At 59.8% G+C, this 23521-nt stretch carries 16 protein-coding genes and 4 pseudogenes; 16 read left to right on the top strand and 4 right to left on the bottom strand.

Annotated features, from left to right (window positions below):
* Positions 1–100 precede the first annotated feature (100 nt).
* The 7 genes and pseudogenes from AC0L4F_RS17350 (at position 101) to AC0L4F_RS17380 (ending at position 9348) form a co-directional block, all read left to right on the top strand.
* Complete coding sequence (locus AC0L4F_RS17350; RefSeq protein ID WP_244690555.1) at positions 101–1360, top strand: ABC transporter substrate-binding protein; 1260 nt, start codon at positions 101–103, stop codon at positions 1358–1360.
* Between the two features lie 177 nt (positions 1361–1537).
* Positions 1538–2467 (top strand): carbohydrate ABC transporter permease, encoded by a 930-nt coding sequence (locus tag AC0L4F_RS17355; protein WP_244690557.1) that lies wholly within the window; start codon positions 1538–1540, stop codon positions 2465–2467.
* A 1-nt stretch (position 2468) separates the two neighbouring features.
* Positions 2469–3317 (top strand): carbohydrate ABC transporter permease, encoded by an 849-nt coding sequence (locus tag AC0L4F_RS17360; RefSeq protein WP_244690558.1) that lies wholly within the window; start codon positions 2469–2471, stop codon positions 3315–3317.
* Positions 3314–5398, top strand: coding sequence for an alpha-galactosidase (locus AC0L4F_RS17365; RefSeq protein WP_244690560.1), 2085 nt, complete (start codon positions 3314–3316; stop codon positions 5396–5398). Before AC0L4F_RS17360 ends, AC0L4F_RS17365 begins: the two co-directional genes overlap by 4 nt.
* A 68-nt stretch (positions 5399–5466) precedes the next feature.
* Positions 5467–5649 (top strand): annotated as a pseudogene (locus AC0L4F_RS17370) (dihydroxy-acid dehydratase domain-containing protein); the annotation flags it as partial.
* 79 nt (positions 5650–5728) lie between these two features.
* Positions 5729–7106, top strand: a pseudogene (locus tag AC0L4F_RS17375) (dihydroxy-acid dehydratase).
* Between the two features lie 278 nt (positions 7107–7384).
* Positions 7385–9348 (top strand): annotated as a pseudogene (locus tag AC0L4F_RS17380) (beta-galactosidase).
* Positions 9349–9502: 154 nt separating this feature from the next.
* On the opposite strand, the pseudogene AC0L4F_RS17385 reads toward AC0L4F_RS17380, so the two are convergent.
* From AC0L4F_RS17385 to AC0L4F_RS17400, 4 genes and pseudogenes are all read right to left on the bottom strand, one after another.
* Positions 9503–10991, bottom strand: a pseudogene (locus AC0L4F_RS17385) (aldehyde dehydrogenase family protein).
* A gap of 6 nt (positions 10992–10997) precedes the next feature.
* Entirely contained in the window at positions 10998–12518 is a 1521-nt protein-coding gene (locus tag AC0L4F_RS17390) for a tripartite tricarboxylate transporter permease (protein ID WP_244690562.1), read from the bottom strand.
* A gap of 9 nt (positions 12519–12527) precedes the next feature.
* Complete coding sequence (locus AC0L4F_RS17395; RefSeq protein WP_348524120.1) at positions 12528–12986, bottom strand: tripartite tricarboxylate transporter TctB family protein; 459 nt, start codon at positions 12984–12986, stop codon at positions 12528–12530.
* 159 nt (positions 12987–13145) lie between these two features.
* Positions 13146–14081, bottom strand: a complete 936-nt coding sequence (locus tag AC0L4F_RS17400; RefSeq protein WP_244690567.1) for a tripartite tricarboxylate transporter substrate binding protein — start codon at positions 14079–14081, stop codon at positions 13146–13148.
* Between the two features lie 335 nt (positions 14082–14416).
* On the opposite strand from AC0L4F_RS17400, the gene AC0L4F_RS17405 reads away from it, so the two are divergent.
* The 9 genes from AC0L4F_RS17405 to AC0L4F_RS17445 all read left to right on the top strand — a co-directional run bounded on the left by AC0L4F_RS17405 (position 14417) and on the right by AC0L4F_RS17445 (position 23436).
* Positions 14417–15094, top strand: a complete 678-nt coding sequence (locus AC0L4F_RS17405) for an HAD-IA family hydrolase (RefSeq protein WP_244690569.1) — start codon at positions 14417–14419, stop codon at positions 15092–15094.
* Positions 15091–16443, top strand: a complete 1353-nt coding sequence (locus AC0L4F_RS17410; protein WP_244690571.1) for an aminotransferase class III-fold pyridoxal phosphate-dependent enzyme — start codon at positions 15091–15093, stop codon at positions 16441–16443. Before AC0L4F_RS17405 ends, AC0L4F_RS17410 begins: the two co-directional genes overlap by 4 nt.
* Positions 16424–16654, top strand: coding sequence for a hypothetical protein (locus tag AC0L4F_RS17415; protein ID WP_244690573.1), 231 nt, complete (start codon positions 16424–16426; stop codon positions 16652–16654). Before AC0L4F_RS17410 ends, AC0L4F_RS17415 begins: the two co-directional genes overlap by 20 nt.
* A gap of 33 nt (positions 16655–16687) precedes the next feature.
* Positions 16688–17929: a Tm-1-like ATP-binding domain-containing protein gene (locus tag AC0L4F_RS17420; RefSeq protein ID WP_244690575.1), complete on the top strand. Its 1242-nt coding sequence runs from the start codon at positions 16688–16690 to the stop codon at positions 17927–17929.
* A 211-nt stretch (positions 17930–18140) separates the two neighbouring features.
* Positions 18141–19091 carry an MBL fold metallo-hydrolase gene (locus tag AC0L4F_RS17425; RefSeq protein WP_244690578.1) on the top strand — a complete coding sequence of 317 codons (951 nt, stop codon included), beginning with the start codon at positions 18141–18143 and terminating at the stop codon, positions 19089–19091.
* An 85-nt stretch (positions 19092–19176) separates the two neighbouring features.
* Positions 19177–20796, top strand: a complete 1620-nt coding sequence (locus AC0L4F_RS17430; protein ID WP_244690580.1) for an FAD-dependent oxidoreductase — start codon at positions 19177–19179, stop codon at positions 20794–20796.
* Positions 20797–20809: 13 nt separating this feature from the next.
* On the top strand, positions 20810–21001 hold the full coding sequence (locus AC0L4F_RS17435; RefSeq protein WP_244690582.1) for a DUF2783 domain-containing protein: 192 nt from the start codon (positions 20810–20812) through the stop codon (positions 20999–21001).
* A gap of 299 nt (positions 21002–21300) precedes the next feature.
* On the top strand, positions 21301–22044 hold the full coding sequence (locus AC0L4F_RS17440; RefSeq protein WP_244690584.1) for an IclR family transcriptional regulator: 744 nt from the start codon (positions 21301–21303) through the stop codon (positions 22042–22044).
* A gap of 232 nt (positions 22045–22276) precedes the next feature.
* A protein-coding gene (locus AC0L4F_RS17445) for an IS3 family transposase (RefSeq protein WP_244690586.1) occupies positions 22277–23436 on the top strand; the annotation gives its coding sequence in 2 pieces (ribosomal slippage) (positions 22277–22526 and positions 22526–23436; 1161 coding nt in all).
* The last annotated feature ends 85 nt before the right edge of the window (positions 23437–23521 follow it).

Raw genomic sequence — 23521 nt, forward strand, 5'->3', positions numbered from 1 at the left:
TTTTGAGCAATGTTTGTATTGACACACCTAAGGGATTTGTGATGATATTGCAATATGCAAACTAGCATTTCACTATTTGGAACGTGTCAGGGAGGACACTATGAATAAAACAATCAAGGCATCGCTCGCGACGCTCTCCGCCGCCGCCTTCTTGGCTGGGGGTGCATCGGCGCAGGCGCTGACCGGTGATCTGAATATCTTTTTGGACACATCGAACCCGGCGCCGCGCGCCACGATGGAATCCGCGATTGCCGATTTTCAGGCAATGCACCCCGATCTGAACATTGAAACCACGATCATTGACCGCGACGCGTACAAGACCCAGATCCGCAACTTCCTGAGCGCCAATGCGCCGGATGTCGCCACCTGGTACGCGGCAAACCGGATGAAACCCTATGTCGAGGCCGGCCTGTTCGAGGACGTCAGCGATCTGTGGGCGGAACCCGAAATCGGCGAAAACCTGGCATCCACCAAAGGTGCGATGACCATCGACGGCAAGCAATGGGGTGTGCCTTATACCTATTACCAATGGGGCATCTACTATCGCAAAGACATCTTTGACGAGCTGGGTCTGAGCGAGCCTGCCACCTGGGAAGAAGAAAAAGCAAACTGTGCCAAGATCGTCGAATCCGGCCGTGCGTGTTATGCCATCGGCACCAAGTTTCTTTGGACTGCGGGCGGCTGGTTTGACTATCTGAACATGCGCACCAACGGCTTTGACTTCCACATGCAGCTTGCTGCCGGCGAAGTCAGCTGGGAAGACGACCGCGTGCGTCAGACATTTGCCAACTGGCGCGAGCTGATTGACATGGGCGGTTTCCTGGAAAACCACCAGTCCTACAGCTGGCAAGAGGCGCTGCCGTTCATGACCCAGGGCGATGCCGCATCTTATCTGATCGGCAACTTTGCCGTGGCGCCGCTGCGCGAAGCAGGGCTGAGCGATGACCAGCTGGATTTCTATCAGTTCCCGGTCATCAACCCCGATGTGCCTTTGGCCGAAGATGCGCCAACCGACACATTCCACATCCCGTCGGGTGCCAAGAACAAGGATAACGCACGTGCGTTCCTGCGTTACATGGTCTCGACCAATGTGCAGACCGAAATCAACGCGGGTGACGCGCTGGGACAGCTGCCAACCAATGCGATGTCCAAGGTCGATGACGACAAGTTCCTGAACGAAGGCTTTGCGATGCTGTCGTCCAATTCCCCGGGCGGTGTTGCACAGTTCTTTGACCGCGACTTCCCGGCGGAAATGGCCAAGGTCGGCATGGAAGGTCTGCAAGAGTTCATGGTGCGCCCTGACAATCTGGATGCCATCCTGAAGCGTTTGGAAAAATCCCGCGAACGCATCTACAAGTAATGTGTTGGGGGCGGGCAACATGTCCGCCCCCGATCCGCCACACCGTCCCAAAATTCAGATAGGCGCGCACCGGGCACGATTGTGCAGCGGCCGTGAACCGGCTTGCCAAAGCCCCGCGTTCTACGTGCCGACACCCGCTCCGATCCACTGTCCGTGCACATAGAAACGAGGTTCAAGATGACCACGCCCGCGCTTCCCCAGACCGAATACGAGCCCCCCCGGCGATCTTGGTACAAACGTAACGAGATCGCGATCACGCCCTGGCTCTTCTTGCTTCCGGCCATTCTGTTTTTCATGGTCTACGTGATCATCCCCATCTTCCAAAGCTTTACCGTGTCGACCGTGGCCTGGGATGGTTTGGGCGAAAAGGAATTTGTCGGACTCGACAATTACCGCGAACTGTTGGACGACCCGGCGTTCTGGACGTCGCTGCGCAATAACCTGATCTGGTTGTTGCTTTATCTGCTGGCGATCCCGGCGGGTCTGTTCATCGCATTGTTTCTGAACCAGACCGTGACCGGCATCCGGATCTACAAATCGCTGTTCTTCTTTCCGTTTGTGATCAGCCAGGTTGTTGTCGGGCTGGTGTTCAGCTGGTTTTATGACCCGACCTTTGGCTTGCTGAATGCCATTCTGGGCTTTGTTGGCCTTGGGCCGATCAACGTGTTGGGCGATCCGACCTATGTGACCTATGGCATCATCGCCGCCGGTCTCTGGCCACAGACCGCATATTGCATGATCCTGTACCTTACCGGATTGAACGCCGTTGACCCCGAACAGGTCGAAGCGGCGCGGCTGGACGGTGCCAAGGGCTGGAAAATGCTGTGGTATGTGATTGTGCCGCAACTCAAACCCGCGACCTTCATCGCCTTTGTGGTGACCATCGTTGGCGCGCTGCGGTCTTTCGATCTGATCTCGATCATGACCAATGGCGGGCCGTTCGGCGAAAGCCGCGTGCTCAGCTTCTATATGTTCGAAGTCGCACTTTCCGAATACGGGTTCCGCATGGGCTATGGCGCGGCCATTGCTGTGGTGCTGTTCCTGATCATGCTCTGCTTCATCGCGTACTTCCTTTATTCGATGTACAAAGAAGAGAAGGGACACTGAGATGTTTCCGAAACCAATTGAAAAATCCTCTCGCAATGTGCAGATCGGCTATCAGGCGCTGCTGCCCGTGGCCTTGATCTTCTGGCTGTTGCCGTTGATCGCTGTGGCGCTGTTTTCGATCAAGCCGGCGGCAGATTTCACCACCGGCGATTACTGGAACCTGCCGTCGGTGTTCGGCGGGTTCGAAAACTACGGCAAGGTGTTCTTTGACTCCGACATGCCGCGTTATCTCTTGAATTCGATCCTGATCACCGTGCCCACGGCCATTGGCGCGGTGGCGCTGTCCTGCATGGCGGGGTTTGCCCTGGGCATCTATCAGTTCAAAGCGAACCTCTGGCTGTTCTTTCTGTTTGTCGCGGGCAACTTTGTGCCGTTCCAGATCCTGATGGTGCCGGTGCGTGATCTGACGCTGGATCTTGGGCTGTACAATACCAAGACCGGATTGGTGCTGTTCCACATCGCATTCCAGACCGGGTTCTGTACGCTGTTCATGCGCAACTTCATCAAGGGTCTGCCATTCCCCCTGATCGAGGCCGCACGTGTCGAAGGCGTGGCCGAATGGAAGATCTTTGTCTATGTCGTGCTGCCGCTGATGAAACCGGCGATTGCCGCCCTTCTGGTGCTGATCTTCACCTTCATCTGGAACGATTATTTCTGGGCTGTGGTGTTGACGCAGGGGGCTGAATCCCAGCCTGTGACCGCTGGCATCACCTCGTTCAACGCACAATACCGGGCGGCCTATCATCTGATGAGTGCCGGTGCGGTTGTTGCGGCTCTGCCGCCGGTGGCGATGTTCTTCATGATGCAAAAACACTTTATCGCAGGTCTGACTTTGGGTGCCGTAAAATGATCCGATGCTGGCGACTGGATGACGGCCGTCAAACTCTGGTGCTTGGATCCAACAGAGACCACCTCGCCGAGGTGGTCTACTGGGGGTCGCGGCTGCCGGATGACGAAGACCTGACTACACTTTATCAAGCACATGCGATTGATGTGACTGGTGGCATGCTGGATGCCAACCCGGAACTGTCGCTGTGTCCCGAGGCGACGCGCACCTTTCCCGGACAACCCGGGCTGATCGTGCGGGCCGAAAATGGCACGCCGCTGCTGCCGAAATTCTGCTTTGCCGATGCCGAGGTTGCACCAAACAGCCTGAGCCTGAAATACACCGATGTCTCCAACGCGCTGACCTATACCGCGCGCTTTGCGATCAATCCCCGGACCCATATGATCGTGGCACAGGCGACGCTGGAATCCGAGGCCCCGGTGCATTTGCACTGGCTGAGCGCGCCGGTCTTTCCCGGCCCGCAGCAATCGGATGAGATGATTGATGTCTCCGGGCGCTGGTGTGGCGAGTTTCAGTTGAACCGCACGCCCTGGGCGCCGGGCATGCGCTATCGTGAAAACCGCACCGGGCGCACGGGACATGAACATTTTCCGGGCCTGATCGTGCCCTGCCGTGGGGCAACCAATGCCCGTGGCCATGCCTATGCCTTTCACTACGGTTGGTCCGGCGGGCACCGGATGGTGGCCGAAGAATTGCCGGATGGCCGCCGCCAGATTCAGTTCGGCCAGGCCGCCCGGATGGAGGGTGATCCGAAAACCAAATTCGAAACCGCGCCGCTTTATGCTGTGTTCTCGGATGACGGTATCAATGGCTGCGCCGTCGCCTTTCAGCGCCACCTGCGCGATGAAATCGTGCAATGGCCGCAACCGGACCGCCCGCGGCCGGTGCATTACAATTGCTGGGAGGCGATCTATTTTGATCACAACCTCCCCGCGCTCAAAGACATTGCCAGCCGTGCCGCCGCATTGGGCGCGGAACGGTTTGTGCTGGACGACGGTTGGTTCGGAAATCGGGATGACGACACACGGGCGCTTTCCGATTGGGAAGTGGACCCGCGCAAATATCCCGATGGGCTGACGCCGCTGATCGAACATATCCACGGCTTGGGCATGACCTTTGGCATCTGGTTTGAACCGGAAATGATCAACCCGGATTCCAACGTGTTCCGCGCCAATCCGCATTGGGCGTTGGGCGGCGAGGACCAGATCATGGGCCGTCAACAGATGGCGCTGAACATGGGGCTCGAAGAGGTGCGGGATTTCCTGTTCGATCGGATGAGCAAGGTTCTGCGCGACAATGCCATCGAATACATCAAATGGGACCACAACCGCGTTCTGCCGACACCCGATGCCGCCCAGACCCGTGGGTCGTATATGCTGATTGATCGGTTGCGCGCGGCCTTTCCCGATGTCGAGATTGAAAGCTGCGCCTCTGGCGGGGCGCGGATCGACTTTGGCATTCTGTCGCGCACGCATCGCGTCTGGCTGAGTGACAGCAACGACGCGCAGGAACGGCTTCGGATGCAGCATAATGCGGCGATTTTCCTGCCGATGGCCGTCACCGGCAGCCACGTTGGCCCGCGCACCTGCCATACGTCGGGACGCACGCTGGACATCCGGTTTCGGTCCTGGGTCGCGGCGCAGCGGCACATGGGGTTCGAAATGGATCCCCGCGAGCTTACCGAAGAAGAGGTTGGCGTCCTGAGCGAGGTCACCGGCTGGTGGAAGGCCAACCGCGACTGGATGTACCGCGCCGACATCCTGCGGCTCGACAGCCCCGATCCGGCGGTCATTGCCGAACAGCAACTGGCCGAAGGTGGTGCAAAATTTGTGGTGTTCGCGGGCAAGGCCGCCACGTCGAGCCAGATCGCGCCGCGCCCGCTGACGCTTAGCCGGCTGACACCGGATGCGAAATACCGCATCGAGTTGCTCAATCGTGGCGATGCCGGGCCGCTGTCGCGCGGTGATCAAACATTGAAATCGGAATCTCTGGTGCTGAGCGGCGGATATCTGATGAATCACGGACTGACTTTGCCCTGGTCTTTCCCGGACTCCATGTGGGTGATTGAAGGAACGTTGATATGACCAAGGAACGACGCAATCGTGGCTGGTACGGAATGCTCGACAAGGATGGATTTATCCGCCGGTCGTGGATGAAAAATCAAGGCTTTCCAGACCATGCTTTCGATGGCCGTCCGGTCATTGGTATTTGCAACACCTGGTCTGAACTGACGCCGTGCAACTCTGGTCTGCGGGAATTGGCCGAGGGCGTGAAACGTGGCGTCTGGGAGGCGGGCGGATTTCCGGTGGAATTCCCGGTAATGAGCCTCGGCGAAACCCAGATGAAGCCAACCGCCATGCTGTTTCGCAACCTGCTGGCGATGGATGTCGAGGAAGTCGATTCGCGCCTATGGTATGGATGGTGTTGTCCTTCTGGGCGGCTGCGACAAGACCACGCCGGGCCAGTTGATGGGCGCCGCATCGGTCGATCTGCCGACCATTGTGGTCAGTTCCGGCCCCATGCTGAACGGCAAATGGAAAGGCCGCGATCTGGGCTCTGGCACCGATGTGCGCAAGTTTGCGATGGACGTCAAAGCCGGTGACATGACGCTCAAGGATTTCATGGAAACAGAATCCGGCATGAGCCGCTCCAAGGGCGTCTGCATGACCATGGGCACCGCATCCACCATGTCGTCATTGACCGAGGCGATGGGCCTGTCGTTGCCGATGAACGGCTCGTTGCCGGCGGTCGATGCGCGGCGCATGGCGCTGGCGCATCTTACCGGCAAACGCATCGTCGAAATGGTCGAAGAAGACCTGAAACTGTCGGACGTGCTGACCAAAGCCAGCTTTGAAAACGCCATTCTGGCCAATGCTGCGCTTGGGGGGTCGACCAATGCGGTAGTGCATCTTCTGGCGCTGGCGGGCCGGGTCGGCATCGACCTGACAATGGAAGATTTCGAAATCGGCGGTGAGATCCCGCTTCTTGTCAATTGTATGCCGTCGGGCAAATATTTGATGGAAGATTTCTGTTATGCGGGTGGCGTTCCCGTGGTGCTGAAAGAGCTGGAGCAGAAATTGCGCCCGGCCAACACCGTGATGTCCAAGGATATTTCGGTCTATTATGACGAAGCCGAGTGTTATAACCGCGATGTCATCTATGCCTATGACACGCCGTTGAAACCCGCCGCCGGGCTTCGCGTGCTGCGCGGAAACCTTGCGCCAAATGGTGCGATCGTCAAACCCTCGGCGGCGTCGGATCATCTTCTGGAGCATGAGGCCGAGGCCTATGTGTTCGAGACCATCGAAGAGCTGAAGGCCAATATCGACCGTGACGATCTGCCGGTGGATGAAAACACCATTCTGGTGCTGAAACATTGTGGTCCCAAGGGCTATCCCGGAATGCCCGAAGTGGGCGACATGCCGGTGCCAGGCCAAGCTGGTGAAAAAGGGCGTGCGCGATATTGTGCGTGTGTCAGACGCGCGGATGTCGGGCACGGCCTTTGGCACCGTCATTCTGCATGTCTCGCCCGAAGCGACGGCAGGGGGGCCATTGGCGTTGGTTCAGACCGGCGACCGCATCCGCATATCTGCCAGCACAGGTGTTCTGGAATTGCTGATTTCAGAGACAGAGCTGGCGGCGCGCCGGGCCGAATGGGTTGCACCAGAGCCGCATTACACCCGTGGCTATGCCAAGATGTATGTCGATCATGTCTTGCAGGCGGATCAGGGGGCGGATCTTGATTTTCTGGTTGGCAAAGACACCCGCCCGGTGACCCGAGAGAGCCACTGATGACCCGGACCGCAACATTTCACGACCTCGCCGGGCAGAACGTTTTCCTGGTCGGCGGCGTCGCGGGTGACGCGGTGTGATCCTGAGGGGCCTGCGCCTATGCATATCGCTTTGCCTCGACAGCAGGTGACCTGCCCGGCCTTTCGCGGTTGTGACCATGACAACCTGATTGCCACCTCTGCTACCGAAGGCCAAACTCCGCCGTCTGCGGCGGAGGGCCAGACTTTTTCAACCTCGCTTGCCTGCAATGGTCGGCCCGAACACCGCGTGATTATCTGATGCAACGGACCCTTGGCACCTGTTACTACCCCGAACAATGGACGCGCGACATCTGGGAAGAAGACGCCCGCCGCATGGCCGAGGCCGGCCTGACCTGGGTGCGGATCGGCGAATTCGCCTGGTCGCGTCTGGAACCGCAGCCGGGTCAATATGATTTTGACTGGCTTGATGATGCCATCACCGTCCTTGGCGCGGCGGGATTGAAGGTTGTGCTTGGCACGCCTACGGCCACGCCGCCGCGTTGGTTGGTTGACCGCTATCCCGATATGCTGGCCGTTGATGCCGAGGGACGCCCGCGCAAATTCGGGTCGCGCAGGCATTATTGCTTCAGCCACGCAGAATACAAAGCCGAATGCGCCCGGATCGTCACCAAACTGGCCGAGCGTTATGGCAAAAATCCACATGTCGCCGCCTGGCAGACCGACAATGAATATGGCTGTCACGACACCATAATTTCCTACAGCGATGCTGCCCGCGCGGCCTTTCGCACCTGGTTGCGTGGCCAGTATCCCGGCCCCGGCAATGATGGTGACATCGGCGCGCTGAACGCGGCCTGGGGCAATGTGTTCTGGTCGATGGAATATGACGGATTTGACCAGATCGACCTGCCCAACCTGACAGTGACCGAGCCAAACCCGGCGCATGTGCTGGCCTTTCGCCGGTTCAGTTCGGATCAGGTCGTGGCCTTCAACCGGGTTCAGACCGACATTCTTCGCGCGCATTCCTCTGCGCCGCTGTCGCATAATTACATGGGGCGGATCACCGACTTTGATCATTTCAAGGTTGGTGCGGACCTCGATATTGCCACCTGGGACAGTTATCCGCTGGGCTTTCTCGAAGACCGGGTGGGTGCGGACCCCGCGCGTCAGCGTGCCTATGCCCGCCAGGGCGACCCGGATTTTCAGGCGTTTCACCACGATCTGTATCGTGCGGTGGCCGGTTGTGCCCCGGGGGTTTCGGGCGCATCGGGCAAACCGGCCCGCTGGTGGGTGATGGAGCAACAGCCCGGTCCGGTCAATTGGGCGCCTTATAACCCCGCGCCGTTGCCGGGAATGGTGCGGCTTTGGTCGTGGGAGGCCTTTGCCCATGGGGCCGAGGCGGTCTGTTATTTCCGCTGGCGTCAGGCCCCTTTTGCCCAAGAGCAGATGCACTCTGGCCTGTTGCGCCCCGACAACGTAGAGGCCCCGGGGCTGGAAGAGGCGCGGCAGGTCTTTGCCGAGCTGAAGGACGCGCCAGAGGTGCCAGAGGGGCAGGCCGCTGTTGCGCTGATCTTTGATTACGACGCGGATTTCGCATGGGCGACCCAGCCACATGGCCTCGGCCTCAGCTATTTTGGGCTGGTGTTCGATACCTATCGTGCCATGCGGGGGCTTGGCCTGTCGGTTGACATCCTGCGACCGGGCACGACGGATTTTGCAGGCTACAAGGTGATTGCAGCGCCGGGGCTGATGCATATGTCGGACGGGCTGAAATCGGCGCTGGTTGCGGCGGATGCACAGGTTCTGATCGGCCCGCGCAGCGGCGCGCGTGATGAAGACATGGCGATCCCGCTGCCCTTGCCCCCGGATATTCCCGGTCTGGATGTGACGGTGGCGCACGTCGAAAGCCTCCGCCCGGATATGCCGATTGCGCTGGCGGACGGCGGGCATGTGCAGCTTTACCGCGAAGCGTTGCAAGGCAGTGCGGCGGTTGCGGAACGTGCGGTGGATGGCACCGTCGCGGCAATGACAGAGGGGCAGGTGACCTATCTTGGCGCCTGGCTGGATGAGAGCGCCCTGCTACGACTGCTTGCCAAGGCCTGCACGGCGGCGGGCGTCGAAACCATGGTTCTGCCGGATGGCGTGCGTCGGCGCGATTGCGGGGATAGCGGTTCTGGTTCAACTACACCGCCCAGCCCGTCACCATCGAAGATTGGCAGCTTGAGGCCGCCGGTGTCCGACGCCAGAGCCTGACCAGAACCTGACCCGCGCGGGTGATATGCCATCGGGCCACGGGGTTTGCACTTGCCGTTGACGGCACGTGCCCCCCGGCCTGATCGGCCTTCTTTGGCGTGATGGCCCGTTCGACGGGCAGCAGAACTTTGTCTGCCGACCTTTCGAATGCCGGGGCGGCGCGCGCTAGAGTTTTATCCAGGCCGTCTTGAGATCGGTGAATTTGTCGAGCGCATGCAGCGACTTGTCATGCCCGTTGCCGGATTGTTTTACGCCGCCCATCGGCACGGTGACGTCCGGCCCGCCATAGGTATTCACATGCACGACGCCCGTGTGCATTTCGCGCACCATGCGATGTGCACGCGAAAGATCCGAGGTCCACACACCACCGGCAAGGCCATAATCGGTGCTGTTGGCGAGCCGGATGGCGTCGTCTTCGTCCTCAAACGCGGTGACGGCCAGAACCGGGCCAAACACCTCTTTCTGGGCGATGCTGTGATCTGCGGCCACGTCGGTGATGATTGTCGGCTCCATGAAATAGCCGCCGGTGTCCGCGTGGATGCGATGGCCACCTTGATACAGCGTTCCGCCTTCGGCCTGGGCGGTTTCGACGAAGGACAGGTTCTGCGCCAGCTGCGCCGCGTTGTTGATTGCGCCCGCCTGTGTCGTCAGATCAAGCGGGTCGCCCACGCGCATGGATTTGGCGGCATTCGCCAGTTCGGCGACGAAATCATCATGAATCGCGCGCTCGACCAGAAGCCGGGAACCGGCCACGCAGACCTGACCGGAATTGCGAAAGATCCCGGCGGCGCTGACGGCGGCGGCCTCGGTCAGGTTCCTGGCATCGGCGAACACGACATTGGCGGATTTGCCGCCCAGTTCCAGATAGCAGCGCTTCATGTTTGACGCCGCTGAGGCCTGCAAAAGCCTGCGACCGGTCGCGCCCGATCCCGTGAAAACCACCACATCCACATCCATGGAATGCGACAGCGCCTCGCCCACGACCTTGCCCTCGCCGGTCACGACGTTAAGCACACCGGGCGGCACCCCGGCCTCTAGCGCCAGTTCCGCCATTCGCAAAAGCGAAAGAGCGGCGGTTTCAGAGGGTTTGAGCACCACCGAATTGCCCGCCGCAAGGGCCGGGCCCAACTTCCATGCGCCGATCATCAGCGGGAAATTCCACGGAATGATCGCGGCCACCACGCCAATCGGTTCGCGGTGGATCAGGCCAAGGACATCCTGCGGGGTTGGCGCGATCTCGCCATAGACCTTGTCGATGGCCTCGGCATAGAATTCGCAGGGTGGCGATGGCCGATCCCGGTTCCGCCTTTAACGCCATGCCGATTTCGGTGCCATTGTTGCGCACGCCCAGCACCGCAAGATCCAGCATCTCGGACTCTATCAGATCGGCCCAGCGGAGCATGATTTTCTTGCGCGCCGCGGGCGGCATCCCGCGCCAGCGCTTGTCGTCGAAAGCCCGGCGCGCGGCGGCAATCGCGCGTTCGGTGTCGCCCTTGGTGCCAGCGGCGGTGGTGGTCAGCACCTTGCCGTCGAGCGGCGAGATCACGTTGTCGGTTTGGCCGGTTTCGCTCTCGCAGAGTTGGCCGTCGATCAGCAGTTTCCGGGGCGCGATGGCCTTGGTGCGCAGCGCGTCAATGTGGGCTTGTTCGGTCACGTCAGGTTACCTTGTCTGAGAGTCATGGAGGTCGTGATCAATCTCGGCCTCGGAAAGCCGCGCCTTATGCTCTTTGCGCAGGGTGCGGATGTGCATCAGGATCACCAGCACGATCATCACGGCCAGGATCGCGGCGATGGGCCGGTCGACAAAATCCAGCGGCTGTTTCACCCGGATCATTGCAGAGCGGAGTTTGACCTCCATGATCCCGCCCAGAACCATGCCAAGCACGATGGGCACGATCGGCAGGTTCAGACGTTTCAGCACCAGACCAAGCACACCAAAGCCCGAGGCAATCGCACAGTCGATAACCGAGTTGCGCAGCGAATAGACGCCAACGAAGCTGAGGATCAGGATGACCATCCCAAGAAAGCGGGTCGGCACCTGGATGATTTTCGTCAGCATGTTGGTCGAGAAGATCAAAAAGATGATCACGATCACATTCAGCAGGATCATCGCAATATAAAGCGCATAAACGAAATCGAGCTGGGTCTGGAACAGCTGTGGGCCGGGGATGACGTTATGCACATAAAAAACCGAGAGCATCATTGCCGTCAGCGCCTCGCCCGGGATGCCGAGTGCAAGCAGCGGGATCATTGCGGCGGCGGGGACGGCGTTGTTGGCGGCCTCTGACGCGATCAGCCCCTCGGGCGCGCCATCGCCGAAATCATCAGGTGTCTTCGATGTGCGGCGGGCATAGGTGTAGGACATGAACTGGGCAGTGAACTCGCCCACGCCGGGGATCATGCCCATCAGGACGCCAAAGCCGCTGGCGACGGTTGCCACGCGCTTGTAGAGCCACATTTCCTTCATCGCGCCGAACATGGAGCCATCGACCGGCTGCGGATCCGGCGCGCTGTCCTTTTCGGTCAGCAAAAGGAAGGCCTGCGACAGCGCGAAGAGACCCAGCACCACAACAATCAGATCAAAGCCGCCGGTCAGCCAGGTCTGTTCGAATGTCATGCGCTGGTTGTATTTGGTGTCGAGACCAACTGTGTGCAGCAGGATGCCAAACCCCGCCAAACCACCCGCGGCAAAGACCTGACCGCGATGTGCCAGCACCACAAGGATGATGCCCAGAAGCGCGGCGAGAAAGATTTCCCGGCTGCCGAAATGCGGCGCCACCAGCGCCAGCACGGGCGACAGGAAGATCAGGCAGAGAATGCCGAATATGCCGCCCCAGAACGAGGCCGAATAGGCCAGCGCCAGCGCGCGACGGGCCTCTCCGCGTTTGGTCATCGGATAGCCGTCATAGGTGGTCAGGGCATTGACCGCGGTGCCGGGGGTGTTGATCAAAATGGCGGGCAGGGCCCCGCCGTACATCGAGGATCCATAGATCCCCAAAAGCATCGTAAGGCCGACGATAGGATCAAGCGAAAAGGTGGCTGGCAGCAGAATGGCGATGGCCACGGCGGCCCCGACACCCGGAATGGCGCCGATGACCACGCCACCGACCGAGCCGATAAAAAGCGCCAAAGCAACATCCCAACGCATCAGGAGTTCGACGCCTGCAAAGAAGGTTTCCATAAGCAAGCCCTAGAAATATGTCAGAAAAAATGAACGAAGCGCTGTTGGCAGAAGCTCATAGATGGCCCCGCCCGGCACCTTCACCTGCAATAGTGATTTGAAGATCACGACCACCACGACCGCGAAAAGCGCAGCAGAGCCGAGATACCGCGCGTTGCGGTAACCGAGCCTGAGGCACAGGGCGACGGCGAAAATCACCGTGGTCGGCAAATAGCCAAGTTGCGGCACCGTGATCACATAAATCATGAACCAGCCCGCGTATTCGACCGAGCGAAGCCAGAACCCGACCTCCTGCCAGCGGCCATCGAGTTTTGGCGAAACGACACTGGACACCAGGTGCAGCGCAGAAAAAACCGTCATCGCGCTCACGGCGACATAGGGCCAGAATGCGGGTTGCGCGAACAGTTTGGTATTGTCCACCCAGGTCGTTTCGGCCCGCAGATTGAACGCCAGAAACAGGCTGAACACGACACATATTATGCTGTAAAACAAATCTCCCGGTCGGCGATACCGCTTGAACAGATCCTGTAATGTCTGCGCCTTGATCATTTGCCTCTCCCGCAACTCTGATCGAATTCGACCGGCGGGCCGTAACAGCCCGCCTCAACCTGTCAGTGTGTGACAGGATCACTCAAGCATTGCGTTGATATTCGCGAGCGCCGCGGTGTCCGCTTCGATCTGTGCGGCTGTTTCTTCGGCGTTTTGCCAGTAGACCAGCGCCCCGGTCTTGGCCATGAAGTCCTGGGCGCGGTCCGATGCCATGGTGTCCTTGGCCACCGCGACAATCTTTTCGCGCACGTCTGCCGGTGTGTCCTTGTGTACGAACAGACCATTCCACAGCGCCAGCGACAGGCTGGGGTCAAGCTCGCCTACGGTGGGTGTGTCGGGGGTCAGGCCGATCCGCTTGCCGCCGATCGAGGCCAGCACGTTGATGTTATCAAGGCAGGGCAGCACAAGTTGCAGGGTGGTGTTCATCACATCGACATCACCAGAGGCCAGTGAATTGCAATCGAGGATGTCAAAGGCGGCATCGGCGGCGAAGGAAAAGCCCTTTTGCTTTGCCAGTGCAAAGGTGACCTTTGTCGGGATCAGCGGCGCGCCGAAATGGCCCAGCACCACATCGTTGTCTTTGGCATGGGCGGCCAGTTCGTCGATTGTTGAATAGGGTGCATTCTTGCCCGCGACGATCACAAAGGGATAGGTCATGAAGGCGCCGAGCGGCTCGAACGGGTTGGGGTTCAGCTCGGGAATGCCGATGTTGGGGCCGATGACCGGCACCGCCAGGATGAAAGAGCCCACGGTATAGCCATCCGCCGGCGCTTTTGCGACCTCGACCGCACCGGGGAAGGGGCCGCCGCCGCCGCCGGGCTTGTTCACCACCGCTGCGGGGACACCATAAGCGTTCTGGAAATCCTCTGCGATCATGCGCGTCAGGACATCTTCGGCGTCGCCCGGCGGCCAGGGGACAACGAATTCAACAGGCTTTTCCGGATACTCGGCCGCCGCGAATCCCGGCAGCATGGCCGCAAGCACAGCAGCACCTGCAATCAAGGTCTTCTTCATCACTATCTCCCTGTGAGCGGTGCGTTATTCGCACCATTGGTGTGAAATATATTGATCTAGAAATGAACATCTGTCAACAAGGAGCAACAGTCGATCGGGCCTTGGGAGGCGATGATGACAAACGATCATGCTTGGAGGGGGCGACGGGAAAACATGCAAACCATTGGAATTGCTGAATTTGAACCCTCGTACATTGGCGGGTCGGGACGCGTGACCACAGGGAAAGGGCATCCCGTGTGTGCAAATCGCCCGCCGATGCCGGGGGGATCGCTTCGAATCACTTCCGGCACAATTCACGGCGCGGGCGTCTGCGCCGCGTCAAAGAGAGGATGACCATGCAGCAAGAAAAAAAGACCAAGGCGCTCGTTCTCGACTTTGGCGGGGTCATTTCAAAGACCCTGTTCGAAACTCATGCCAACACCGAACGCGCACTTGGTCTTATGCCGGGTCAATTGACCTGGCAGGGCCCGTTTGCGCCGGACACTGACCCTCTTTGGGTTTCGATGCAGGCCGACGAGATTTCAGAGCGTGATTATTGGCTGACGCGGTCCCGGGAAACCGGGGCCTTGATCGGCCAAAGCTGGACAAAGATGTCAGATCTTCTGATCGCGGCCCGTGGCGACGTTCCTGATGAGGTGATCCGCCCGGAATTTCTGCAAACGCTGGCGCGTGTAAAATCGGCCGCATGTCCGACGGCCATCCTGTCCAACGAGCTTGACCTGTTCTACGGGGCGGCGTTCCGGGGAAAGCTGTCCTTCCTGCCGGACATCGATGTCATCCACGACGCGACCTATACCAAGACCCTGAAACCGGCTGGCGCGGCCTATCGTGCTTTGATCGCCGACCTTGGTTTGCCTGCCGAGGACTGTGTCTTTGTGGATGATCAACGCCGCAACATCGACGGCGCAAAGGCCGTCGGCATGGCCACTGTGCATTTTGACGTAATGAACCCGGCGAAGAGTTTTGCCGAGGCGGAACGCCTTCTTGGGTTGTATGAAAGGATTAAGCGATGAAGGACGAAAATTTTCTGAAAGAGAACAACGCCCGGCACATGTGGCACCCGATGTCGCATCCGGCGGACAGCCTGAAAAACCCGCCCAAGATCATCACCGGCGGCAAGGGCGTGCGCATTGTCGATATTGATGGCAACGAGACGATTGATGCGGTGGGCGGTCTTTGGAACGTGAACCTCGGGTATTCCTGCGCGCCGGTGAAAGAGGCAATTGCCGCCCAGCTGGAGCAGCTGCCTTATTATTCGACCTTTCGCGGCACTTCGAACGATGCTGCGATTGAACTCAGCTACATGCTGCGCGACTTCTTTGCGCCCGATGGGCTGAGCCGCGCGTTCTTTACCTCTGGTGGGTCGGACGGCGTCGAAATCGCGCTGCGGCTGGCACGCCAGTATCACAAGGTCCGGGGCGAGGCGGGGCGCACCAAGTTCCTCAGCCTTAAAAAGGGCTATCATGGCACGCATATGGGCGGGGCTTCGGTCAACGGAAACTCCAATTTCCGCACCCAATATGAACCCCTGATGCCGGGCTGTTTCCACATTCCGGCGCCTTATACCTATCGCAACCCGTTCAACGAAACCGATCCAGAGCGGCTGGCGCAACTCTGCCTTTCGGCACTGGAAGACGAGATTGCGTTTCAGGGCGCCGGTACGATTGCGGCCTTTATAATGGAGCCGGTGCTGGGCGCGGGCGGGGTCATCCCGCCGCATGCCAGCTTCATGCCCGGCGTGCGCGAGATCTGTGACCGCAATGGCATTCTGTTGATCGCGGATGAGGTCATTACCGCCTTTGGGCGCACCGGGTCATGGTCGGGGTGCCGTCATTGGGGGGTGAAGCCGGACTTTTCCGTGACCGCCAAGGCGATCACCAACGGCTATTTCCCCTTTGGCGCGGTCATGATCGCCGATCACATCGCAGAAACTTTCGAAGGTGACGAGACCGGCAAAGCCAATATCGCCAGCGGCTATACCTATTCCGGTCATCCGGTTGGGGCCGCCGCCGCGATTGCCTGTCTCAAGGAAACCCAGCGGTTGAAGGTCAACGACAATGCCGCCGCGCGCGGGGCGCAGGTGATGGCGGGATTGCAGGGGCTGAAGGACAGGCACGGGATCGTCGGTGATGTGCGGGGCGGCGCGGGCCTGATGAATGCGCTCGAACTGGTCTCTGACCGGGAAACCAAAAAGCCGCTGGAACCGGGCCGGATCAAACGGGTGTTCGACACAACCCATGCAAACGGCGTCATGGTGCGGGTGTCCGGGCCCAACCTGATCCTGTCGCCGCCATTGGTGCTGACGGCAGAAGATGCCGACCAGATCCTTGCGGCGCTCGACCTTGGTTTGGCTGCGGCATGAAAACGGGCGTCGCATACATACGCCCATCCCGAAGAAGGCCGCCGTCGTCATCATCGGCGGCGGCACCCTCGGGATGACGTGGCACGACGGGGCATCAACGGTCCGGATCGACGAAGGCGGGAGCGAGGTCCAGATCGCAGGAAAACAGTACCCAATCAAAGCGCGGCTTGCGCTGTGCGGCGACCCCGGGGGCAAAATCATGCGCGGCTGATGTCGCGCGACAGGCACGACAGGGAGGAAACACATGTCTGACAAAACGATACTGGTGGTGGGCACCTACGACACCAAGAACGACGAATTGGAATATATGGTTGAACGTGTCCGTGCCATGGGCGGCGGCACCCTCAGCATGGATATCTCGGTTCTGGGGGATCCTGAAAACCCGACCGACCTGTCCAAACATGATGTGGCCGAAGCGGGCGGAAGTTCGATCCAGGCGGCCATCGACAGCGGCGACGAAAACACCGCCATGCAGATCATGGCAAAAGGCGCGCGTCTTCTGGCGCGCAAATTGCACGCCGAGGGCAAATTTGACGGCGTCGTGGTGCTTGGGGGGACGATGGGCACCGATGTGGCGCTGGATATCTGCCAGGGGCTGCCGCTTGGCGTGCCGAAATATGTGGTCTCGACCGTGTCGTTTTCGCCATTGATCGAACCGCAACGGTTGTCGGCGGACATCCAGATGATCCTCTGGGCTGGCGGGCTCTATGGGCTGAACTCGGTCTGTAAATCGTCGCTCAGCCAGGCGGCGGGTGCGGTGCTTGGCGCGGCGCGGGCGGTTGAACCGCCGACACAGGATCGCCCGATGGTGGGGATGACCTCGCTGGGCTCGTCCTGTCTGAAATACATGAAGAAGCTGAAGCCCGAGCTTGAGAAACGCGGTTTCGAGGTCGCAATCTTTCACGCAACCGGCATGGGCGGGATGGCATATGAAAGCGTTGCGCGTGACGGTGGTTTTGCCTGCGTCATGGATTTCGCCCTGCCGGAACTGGGCAATCTGCTGGCGGGATCGGTGATCAATGGCGGCGACGACCGGATGATGAATGCCGGCAGGGCGGGCATTCCCCAGATCGTGGCGCCCGGCTGTTTGGATCTGATCGACTTTGCCGGATGGCAAGAGATCCCCGAACAATACCGGGACCGTCCATTTCACGCCCACAACCGCCTGATCAAATGTTCCGCCCTCAATGCCGAAGAACGCCGGGAAACCGCGCGCGAGATCGCAAAGCGGCTCAAGGCGTCTGAAACGCCCGCCCATGTCATCCTGACCAATGGCGGGATCGAGGAATGGGACCGCGAAGGTCAGGAGGCACATGACCCCGCGGCCTTTGGCGAATTCTGCGTCGAGATGCGCCAGCAGATGACCGATCCGATCCAGTTCACGGAACTCGACTGTCACATCAACGATCAGGCCTTTGTCGATGCGGTTTTGCAGATCTTTGACCGTTGGATTGCGGATGGAACCATCAAGACCGGCGGGCGTTGATCCTGCGCCCGGTTGATACAGGCCGCGCAACGTTGCCTGCGTCAGAGAGCACTTGCACAAGTCGGGTCAGGGTCCAGAAGCGCAATCGTTGCAAGTGAAACGATATTGACATTCGTTGCGAATGCAACGATAACAAAGCTGTTTCGACAGCAACGATTCTCCGGGCCATGCCCCGGGTCCATCCACCGACCAGTTGACCAAGGAGACTGACATGGCCAAGGCGTTCGCATCCCAAGGGGACATGACCGAAAAGGAAATTTCCTTTACCGAGATTGGCGAAGGGCTCTATGCCTTTACTGCTGAGGGCGATCCGAATTCCGGCGTCATCATCGGCGACGACAGCGTGATGATCGTCGAGGCCCAGGCCACGCCGCGCCTTGCAAACAAGGTGATAGATTGCGTGCGCTCCGTCACCGACAAACCGATCAGCCATGTGGTGCTGACCCATTATCACGCCGTTCGCGTGCTGGGGGCCTCGGCCTTTGATGCGCAGCAGGTCATCATGTCCGACAAGGCGCGCGCCATGGTGGTCGAACGCGGGCAAGAAGACTGGGACAGCGAATTCCAACGCTTTCCGCGCCTGTTCGAAGGCCACGAAAGCATCCCCGGCCTGACCTGGCCCACCACCACATTCAACGATCAGATGACCGTCTATCTTGGCAACCGCAAGGTCGAGATCAAGCAGATCGGTCGTGCCCATACCGCCGGTGACAGCGTGATCTGGGTGCCCGATGCCCAGACCATGTTCACCGGTGACATCGTCGAGGATCACTCGGCCTGTTATTGCGGTGATGGCCATTTCGAGGATTGGGGCGGCACGCTGGATGCGGTCAAATCCTATGACCCGCAAAGCATCGCACCGGGACGTGGCGCCGCGCTGATCGGTCGCGACGCGGTGGATTCCGCCATCGCATCGACCCGCGATTTCGTCAATTCCACCTATCTGCCCGCCAAACAGGTCGCGGCCAAGGGCGGCAGCCTCAAGGACGCCTGGGACGCAGTGCGCGAGGCCTGTGATCCGAAGTTCAAGGATTACGCGATCTACGAACATTGCCTGCCGTTCAACGTTGCCCGCGCCTATGACGAGGCCCGCGGCATCGACACGCCCCGGATCTGGACCGCAGAGCGCGACGTGGCGATGTGGGAAGCGCTGCAAAGCTGACCCCCCCAAAAGACCCGCCGGTTGTCATGAGCTGACAGCCGGTCGGCGGCGCTGCAACACACCTCTCACGGAGGAGACGAGAGATATGTTCGACGACAGATATTCGCTGGCCCACAAGATCTATCCCTATGAAAAGTCGCCCGATCAGGACAAATCAGAGGCCGTGCGTCACCCCGTCGTGATTGTCGGCGGCGGTCCGGTCGGCATCGCAACGGCGCTTGACCTGGGTCAGCAGGGCGTGCCTGTGCTGGTGCTTGACGACCACGAAGGCATCGGCCAGGGCAGCCGCGCCATTTGTTTCGCCAAGCGCAGTCTGGAAATCGCCAACCGCTATGGATGTGCGGCGCCGATGGTTGAAAAGGGTGTCGTCTGGAACCTCGGCAAGGTGTTTCACCGCGACGACAAGGTGTTTGAATTCAATCTGTTGCCCGAACAGGGCCATAAATATCCGGCCTTCATCAACCTTCAACAGCCATACTTCGAGCGGTTCATGGTCGACCGCTTGCGCGATTTGCAGGCCGAAGGCGCGCCAATCCAGCTGCGTGGCAAGAACCGGGTAGACGGGATCGAGGTGCAGGACGATCATGTCGTGCTCGAGGTGATGACGCCAGACGGACCCTACAAGATCGAGGCCGATTGGCTGGTCGCCTGCGATGGTGCCAATTCGCCGCTGCGCACCCGGCTGGGACATGATTTCACCGGCAAGGTGTTTCAGGACAGTTTCCTGATTGCCGACATCCGCATGACCGGCGACACCCAGTTTCCGACCGAACGCTGGTTCTGGTTCGAACCAAGCCACGGCGAGGGGGCCTCGACGCTGCTGCACAAACAGCCTGACGATGTTTGGCGCGTCGATTTCCAGATCGGTTGGGATATTGATCGCAAGGAAGAGATGAAAGAGGAAAACATCCGCCGTCGGCTCGACGCTTTCCTCGGCCCCGTTGACTACGAAATTGTCTGGTCTTCGATCTATACTTTTCAGTGCAAGCGCATGGCGCGGTTCCGCCATGATCGCGTGTTCTTTGCTGGCGATGCCGCGCATCAGGTCTCGCCCTTCGGGGCGCGCGGGGCAAATTCCGGCATGCAGGACGCCGACAACCTTGGCTGGAAACTGGGGCTTGTGGTGCAGGGCAAGGCCCCTGAGGCGCTGCTTGACAGCTATTCCGAGGAGCGGGTCCATGGTGCCGACGAAAACATCCTGAATTCCACCCGCGCCACCGATTTCATCACCCCAAAGTCCGAGATCAGCAAGATCTTTCGCGATGCGGTGCTGGGTCTCGCGGGCAAGGCAGCCTTCGCACGGCCGCTGGTAAACTCTGGTCGGTTGTCGGTGCCTTGTGTCTATGACGGGCTGTCGCTGAATGGTGCTGACGCGCTGGCGGGCGGTCCTGACCGTACCCGCGTTGGCGCGCCGATGGTCGATGCGCCGGTTGGCGACGGCTGGTTGCTCGACATGCTTGGCAGCGGGTTCCAACTGCTGTGCATCGACGCGGAGGCGCCAGAGGTGCTGACCGTTGATGGTATCGAGCTGCGCCGCCTTGCGCTGACCGCGACCGGCAACCCGGAATTGGCTGATCGCTATCTGGGCGATGCCGGTTCTGCCGTCTATCTGATGCGTCCCGACCAGCATGTGGCCGCCAGATGGGACAGCTTTGACGCGGCAGAGGTGATGGCGGCGCTGAAGACCGCAATCGCACGGACCTGAGGAGAAAACACCGATGAGCACGCTGAACAAAGCGCCCAATATCGCGCGTCCGGACGATTTCTATGCCCGGCTTCTGGCCGCCCATGACGGCAAATCCAAAGCAGAGAGTGACGCGCTGAACGCCCGGCTTGTCCTGATCCTGGCCAATCATGTCGGCGACCCGGACGTGCTGGAGCAGGCGATCACCCTGGCCGCTGAGGCCTGAGCCGGGCGCTCCCCACGCCCGATGCTGATCTGGCACGCAGCGGTCGATGCGGTTGGCCACCGCGCGCCTGTGCAGCGGCGGTTTGGCGAACTTATCGCGTGCCTCGCCGCGCGCCTTGCCATAAAATCGAAAACGTCGGCTGATTCAGGGTCATAGTGCACAGATGATCGGTTCACGAGACGCGCCAAGCCAAAACATTGTTTTCGCCGCCGGTATGGCGGTCCATTGGCGTGGTACATTATAGACAACAAAGGTGTTCATGCTAATCTGTCCTGCACGCAAGCGTCAGGACGGATGACATGAAAACAGTCGACAAGGCTCTCTCGGTTCTGGATCAGTTCTCTATGGAGAACACGGAAATCGGCCTGAGCGAATTGTCCAGAATGGCCGGGCTGGACAAGGCCGCGACGCGCCGTTTGCTTGTGGCAATGGCGAAGCACGGCTTTATTGAACAGGCGGCTGAAACGCGCAAGTATCGTCTGGGGCACGGTTTTCTGCGGCTTGCCCGCATTCGTGAAGCGACAGTTCCGATTGCCCGCGCCGCCCAGGAAGTGGCCGATTGGCTGGTCGAAATGACCAATGAAACTGCGCATATCAGCATTCCGGGATCGCTTGGGATGACAACAATTGCGCATCGGCTTCCGAACCGTGGTCACGTTGTGAATATCGTCCCCTCTCAGACCCTGTATTTCCATGCGACGGCCTCTGGCTTGGCATTCCTCGCCTTTGCAAGGGAGGAGACCGTCAATACCGTCCTTTCATTGTCCCGCGAGAAGATGACCGAGGCAACAGTGACCTCAAAGACCGAGTTGCGAAAGCTGATCGCGACATTCAAGGCGCAGGGATATTCCCATACCCGGAACACGTTTGAAAACGATGTGTCCAGCATTGCGATGCCGTTCTTTCAGGATTCGACCGACCCGGCGGGGTCGATCTCGCTCGCGCTCCCGAAAAATGACCTGACCGACGCGCGCCGCAACGAGCTGTTGCCGCTGCTGAAGGATGCGGTCTCTCGCCTTGAGACCGCTTTGACCGGGCTTTAAGGCGGGTTTGAGGTTTCCAACGCTTTCTGGCGATTTCAGCATCTGAGATTTTCACCGGCTGTGACATGCGTAACGCCCCGTCGTGCGGATGCGCATATATCTGCGCCCCGATCCCGAAATGGGCCTTATCCCGGCCAAAGTTGACCGAGCATGACCAGTTCCACTTGACCTGCCCCCCGCGAAATCCCTCACCGTAATGTAGAGTTTGCGCCAACTCTGAAGGAGCAGACAGATGCGAAAGAGTTGTTTCACCGAGGCGCAGATCATCGGTATGATCAAAGAACAGGAAGCAGGGATGCCGACAGCGGAGGTGTGTCGCAGGCACGGGCTGAGCACGGCGACTTTCTACAAGTTGAAGGCCAAGTATGGCGGGATGGAAGTTTCTGAGGCCGCCAGGCTGAAGGCGCTCGAAGACGAGAACGCCAAGCTCAAGCGCCTGCTGGCCGATACCATGCTCGACAACGTCGTGCTGAAAGACTTGCTGGGAAAGAATTGACGACATTGACCAAGCGGCGAGACGCGGCGCTTCGGGCGATGCGGGATCATGACATCTCGCAGCGCCGGGCCTGCAGGCTTGTCGGTGTCGATCCCAAAACAGTCCGGCGAGAACGCCCACCGGACTGTACCGAGATCCGCAAGGAGATGCAGGACATCGCTGCCAAGCGGCGCAGGTTCGGTTACCGCCGGATCGGCGTGCTGCTGGAGCGCAAGGGCATGACCATGAACCACAAGAAGCTCTACAGGGTCTATCGCGAAGAAGGGCTGTCCGTGAAGCGGCGGCGCGGCCGGAAACGGGCGCGTGGCACCAGGGTGCCGATGCCAGTTGCGGCGTATCCCAATGCTCGTTGGTCGTTGGACTTCGTATCCGACAGCTTCGGCGCCTCGCGGAAGTTCCGGATGCTGGCAGTGATCGATGACTGCACTCGGGAATGCCTGTGCCTTATCGCGGACACCAGCCTCTCCGGCGCAAGGGTCGCCCGGGAGCTCAGCGCTCTGATCCGGCTTTACGGAAAGCCCGGCTGCATTGTCAGCGATAATGGAACTGAGTTCACCAGTCGGGCCATCCTGAAATGGGCCGACGAGAACGAGGTGCCGTGGCACTACATCGATCCGGGCAAGCCGCAGCAGAACGCGTTCATCGAGAGCTTCAACGGCAGTCTCAGGGATGAGCTACTGAACGAGGAGATCTTCGACAGCCTGGATGATGCGCGGCGCAAGCTGGCCCTATGGCGTTACGACTATAACACGGTCAGGCCACACTCGTCCTTGGGCAACCAAACGCCGCTGCAAGCGCGCCGTGCGCTTGAGCAATTTGAAGACTCCGCGCCCGGCGCGCTTGCGTCAGACGCGGAAGCCGAATACCCAGATTCAACCTGCAGACTCTCATTATGAATGAGGGACCAGCAGGGGGCAGGTCACACTGTGCGCCATGGCCGCTTGGGTTGTGGCCGGTTTTGGCGTTCAAGCGGGCGGACCG

It is taken from the genome of Marinovum sp. J2-8, assembly GCF_055808435.1.

Coding starts and splice junctions, on each gene's coding strand:
- AC0L4F_RS17350 (WP_244690555.1), top strand. CDS start 101: ATGAATAAAACAATCAAGGCATCGCTCGCGACGCTCTCCGCCGCCGCC.
- AC0L4F_RS17355 (WP_244690557.1), top strand. CDS start 1,538: ATGACCACGCCCGCGCTTCCCCAGACCGAATACGAGCCCCCCCGGCGA.
- AC0L4F_RS17360 (WP_244690558.1), top strand. CDS start 2,469: ATGTTTCCGAAACCAATTGAAAAATCCTCTCGCAATGTGCAGATCGGC.
- AC0L4F_RS17365 (WP_244690560.1), top strand. CDS start 3,314: ATGATCCGATGCTGGCGACTGGATGACGGCCGTCAAACTCTGGTGCTT.
- AC0L4F_RS17390 (WP_244690562.1), bottom strand. CDS start 12,518: ATGGAAACCTTCTTTGCAGGCGTCGAACTCCTGATGCGTTGGGATGTT.
- AC0L4F_RS17400 (WP_244690567.1), bottom strand. CDS start 14,081: ATGAAGAAGACCTTGATTGCAGGTGCTGCTGTGCTTGCGGCCATGCTG.
- AC0L4F_RS17405 (WP_244690569.1), top strand. CDS start 14,417: ATGCAGCAAGAAAAAAAGACCAAGGCGCTCGTTCTCGACTTTGGCGGG.
- AC0L4F_RS17410 (WP_244690571.1), top strand. CDS start 15,091: ATGAAGGACGAAAATTTTCTGAAAGAGAACAACGCCCGGCACATGTGG.
- AC0L4F_RS17420 (WP_244690575.1), top strand. CDS start 16,688: ATGTCTGACAAAACGATACTGGTGGTGGGCACCTACGACACCAAGAAC.
- AC0L4F_RS17425 (WP_244690578.1), top strand. CDS start 18,141: ATGGCCAAGGCGTTCGCATCCCAAGGGGACATGACCGAAAAGGAAATT.
- AC0L4F_RS17430 (WP_244690580.1), top strand. CDS start 19,177: ATGTTCGACGACAGATATTCGCTGGCCCACAAGATCTATCCCTATGAA.
- AC0L4F_RS17435 (WP_244690582.1), top strand. CDS start 20,810: ATGAGCACGCTGAACAAAGCGCCCAATATCGCGCGTCCGGACGATTTC.
- AC0L4F_RS17440 (WP_244690584.1), top strand. CDS start 21,301: ATGAAAACAGTCGACAAGGCTCTCTCGGTTCTGGATCAGTTCTCTATG.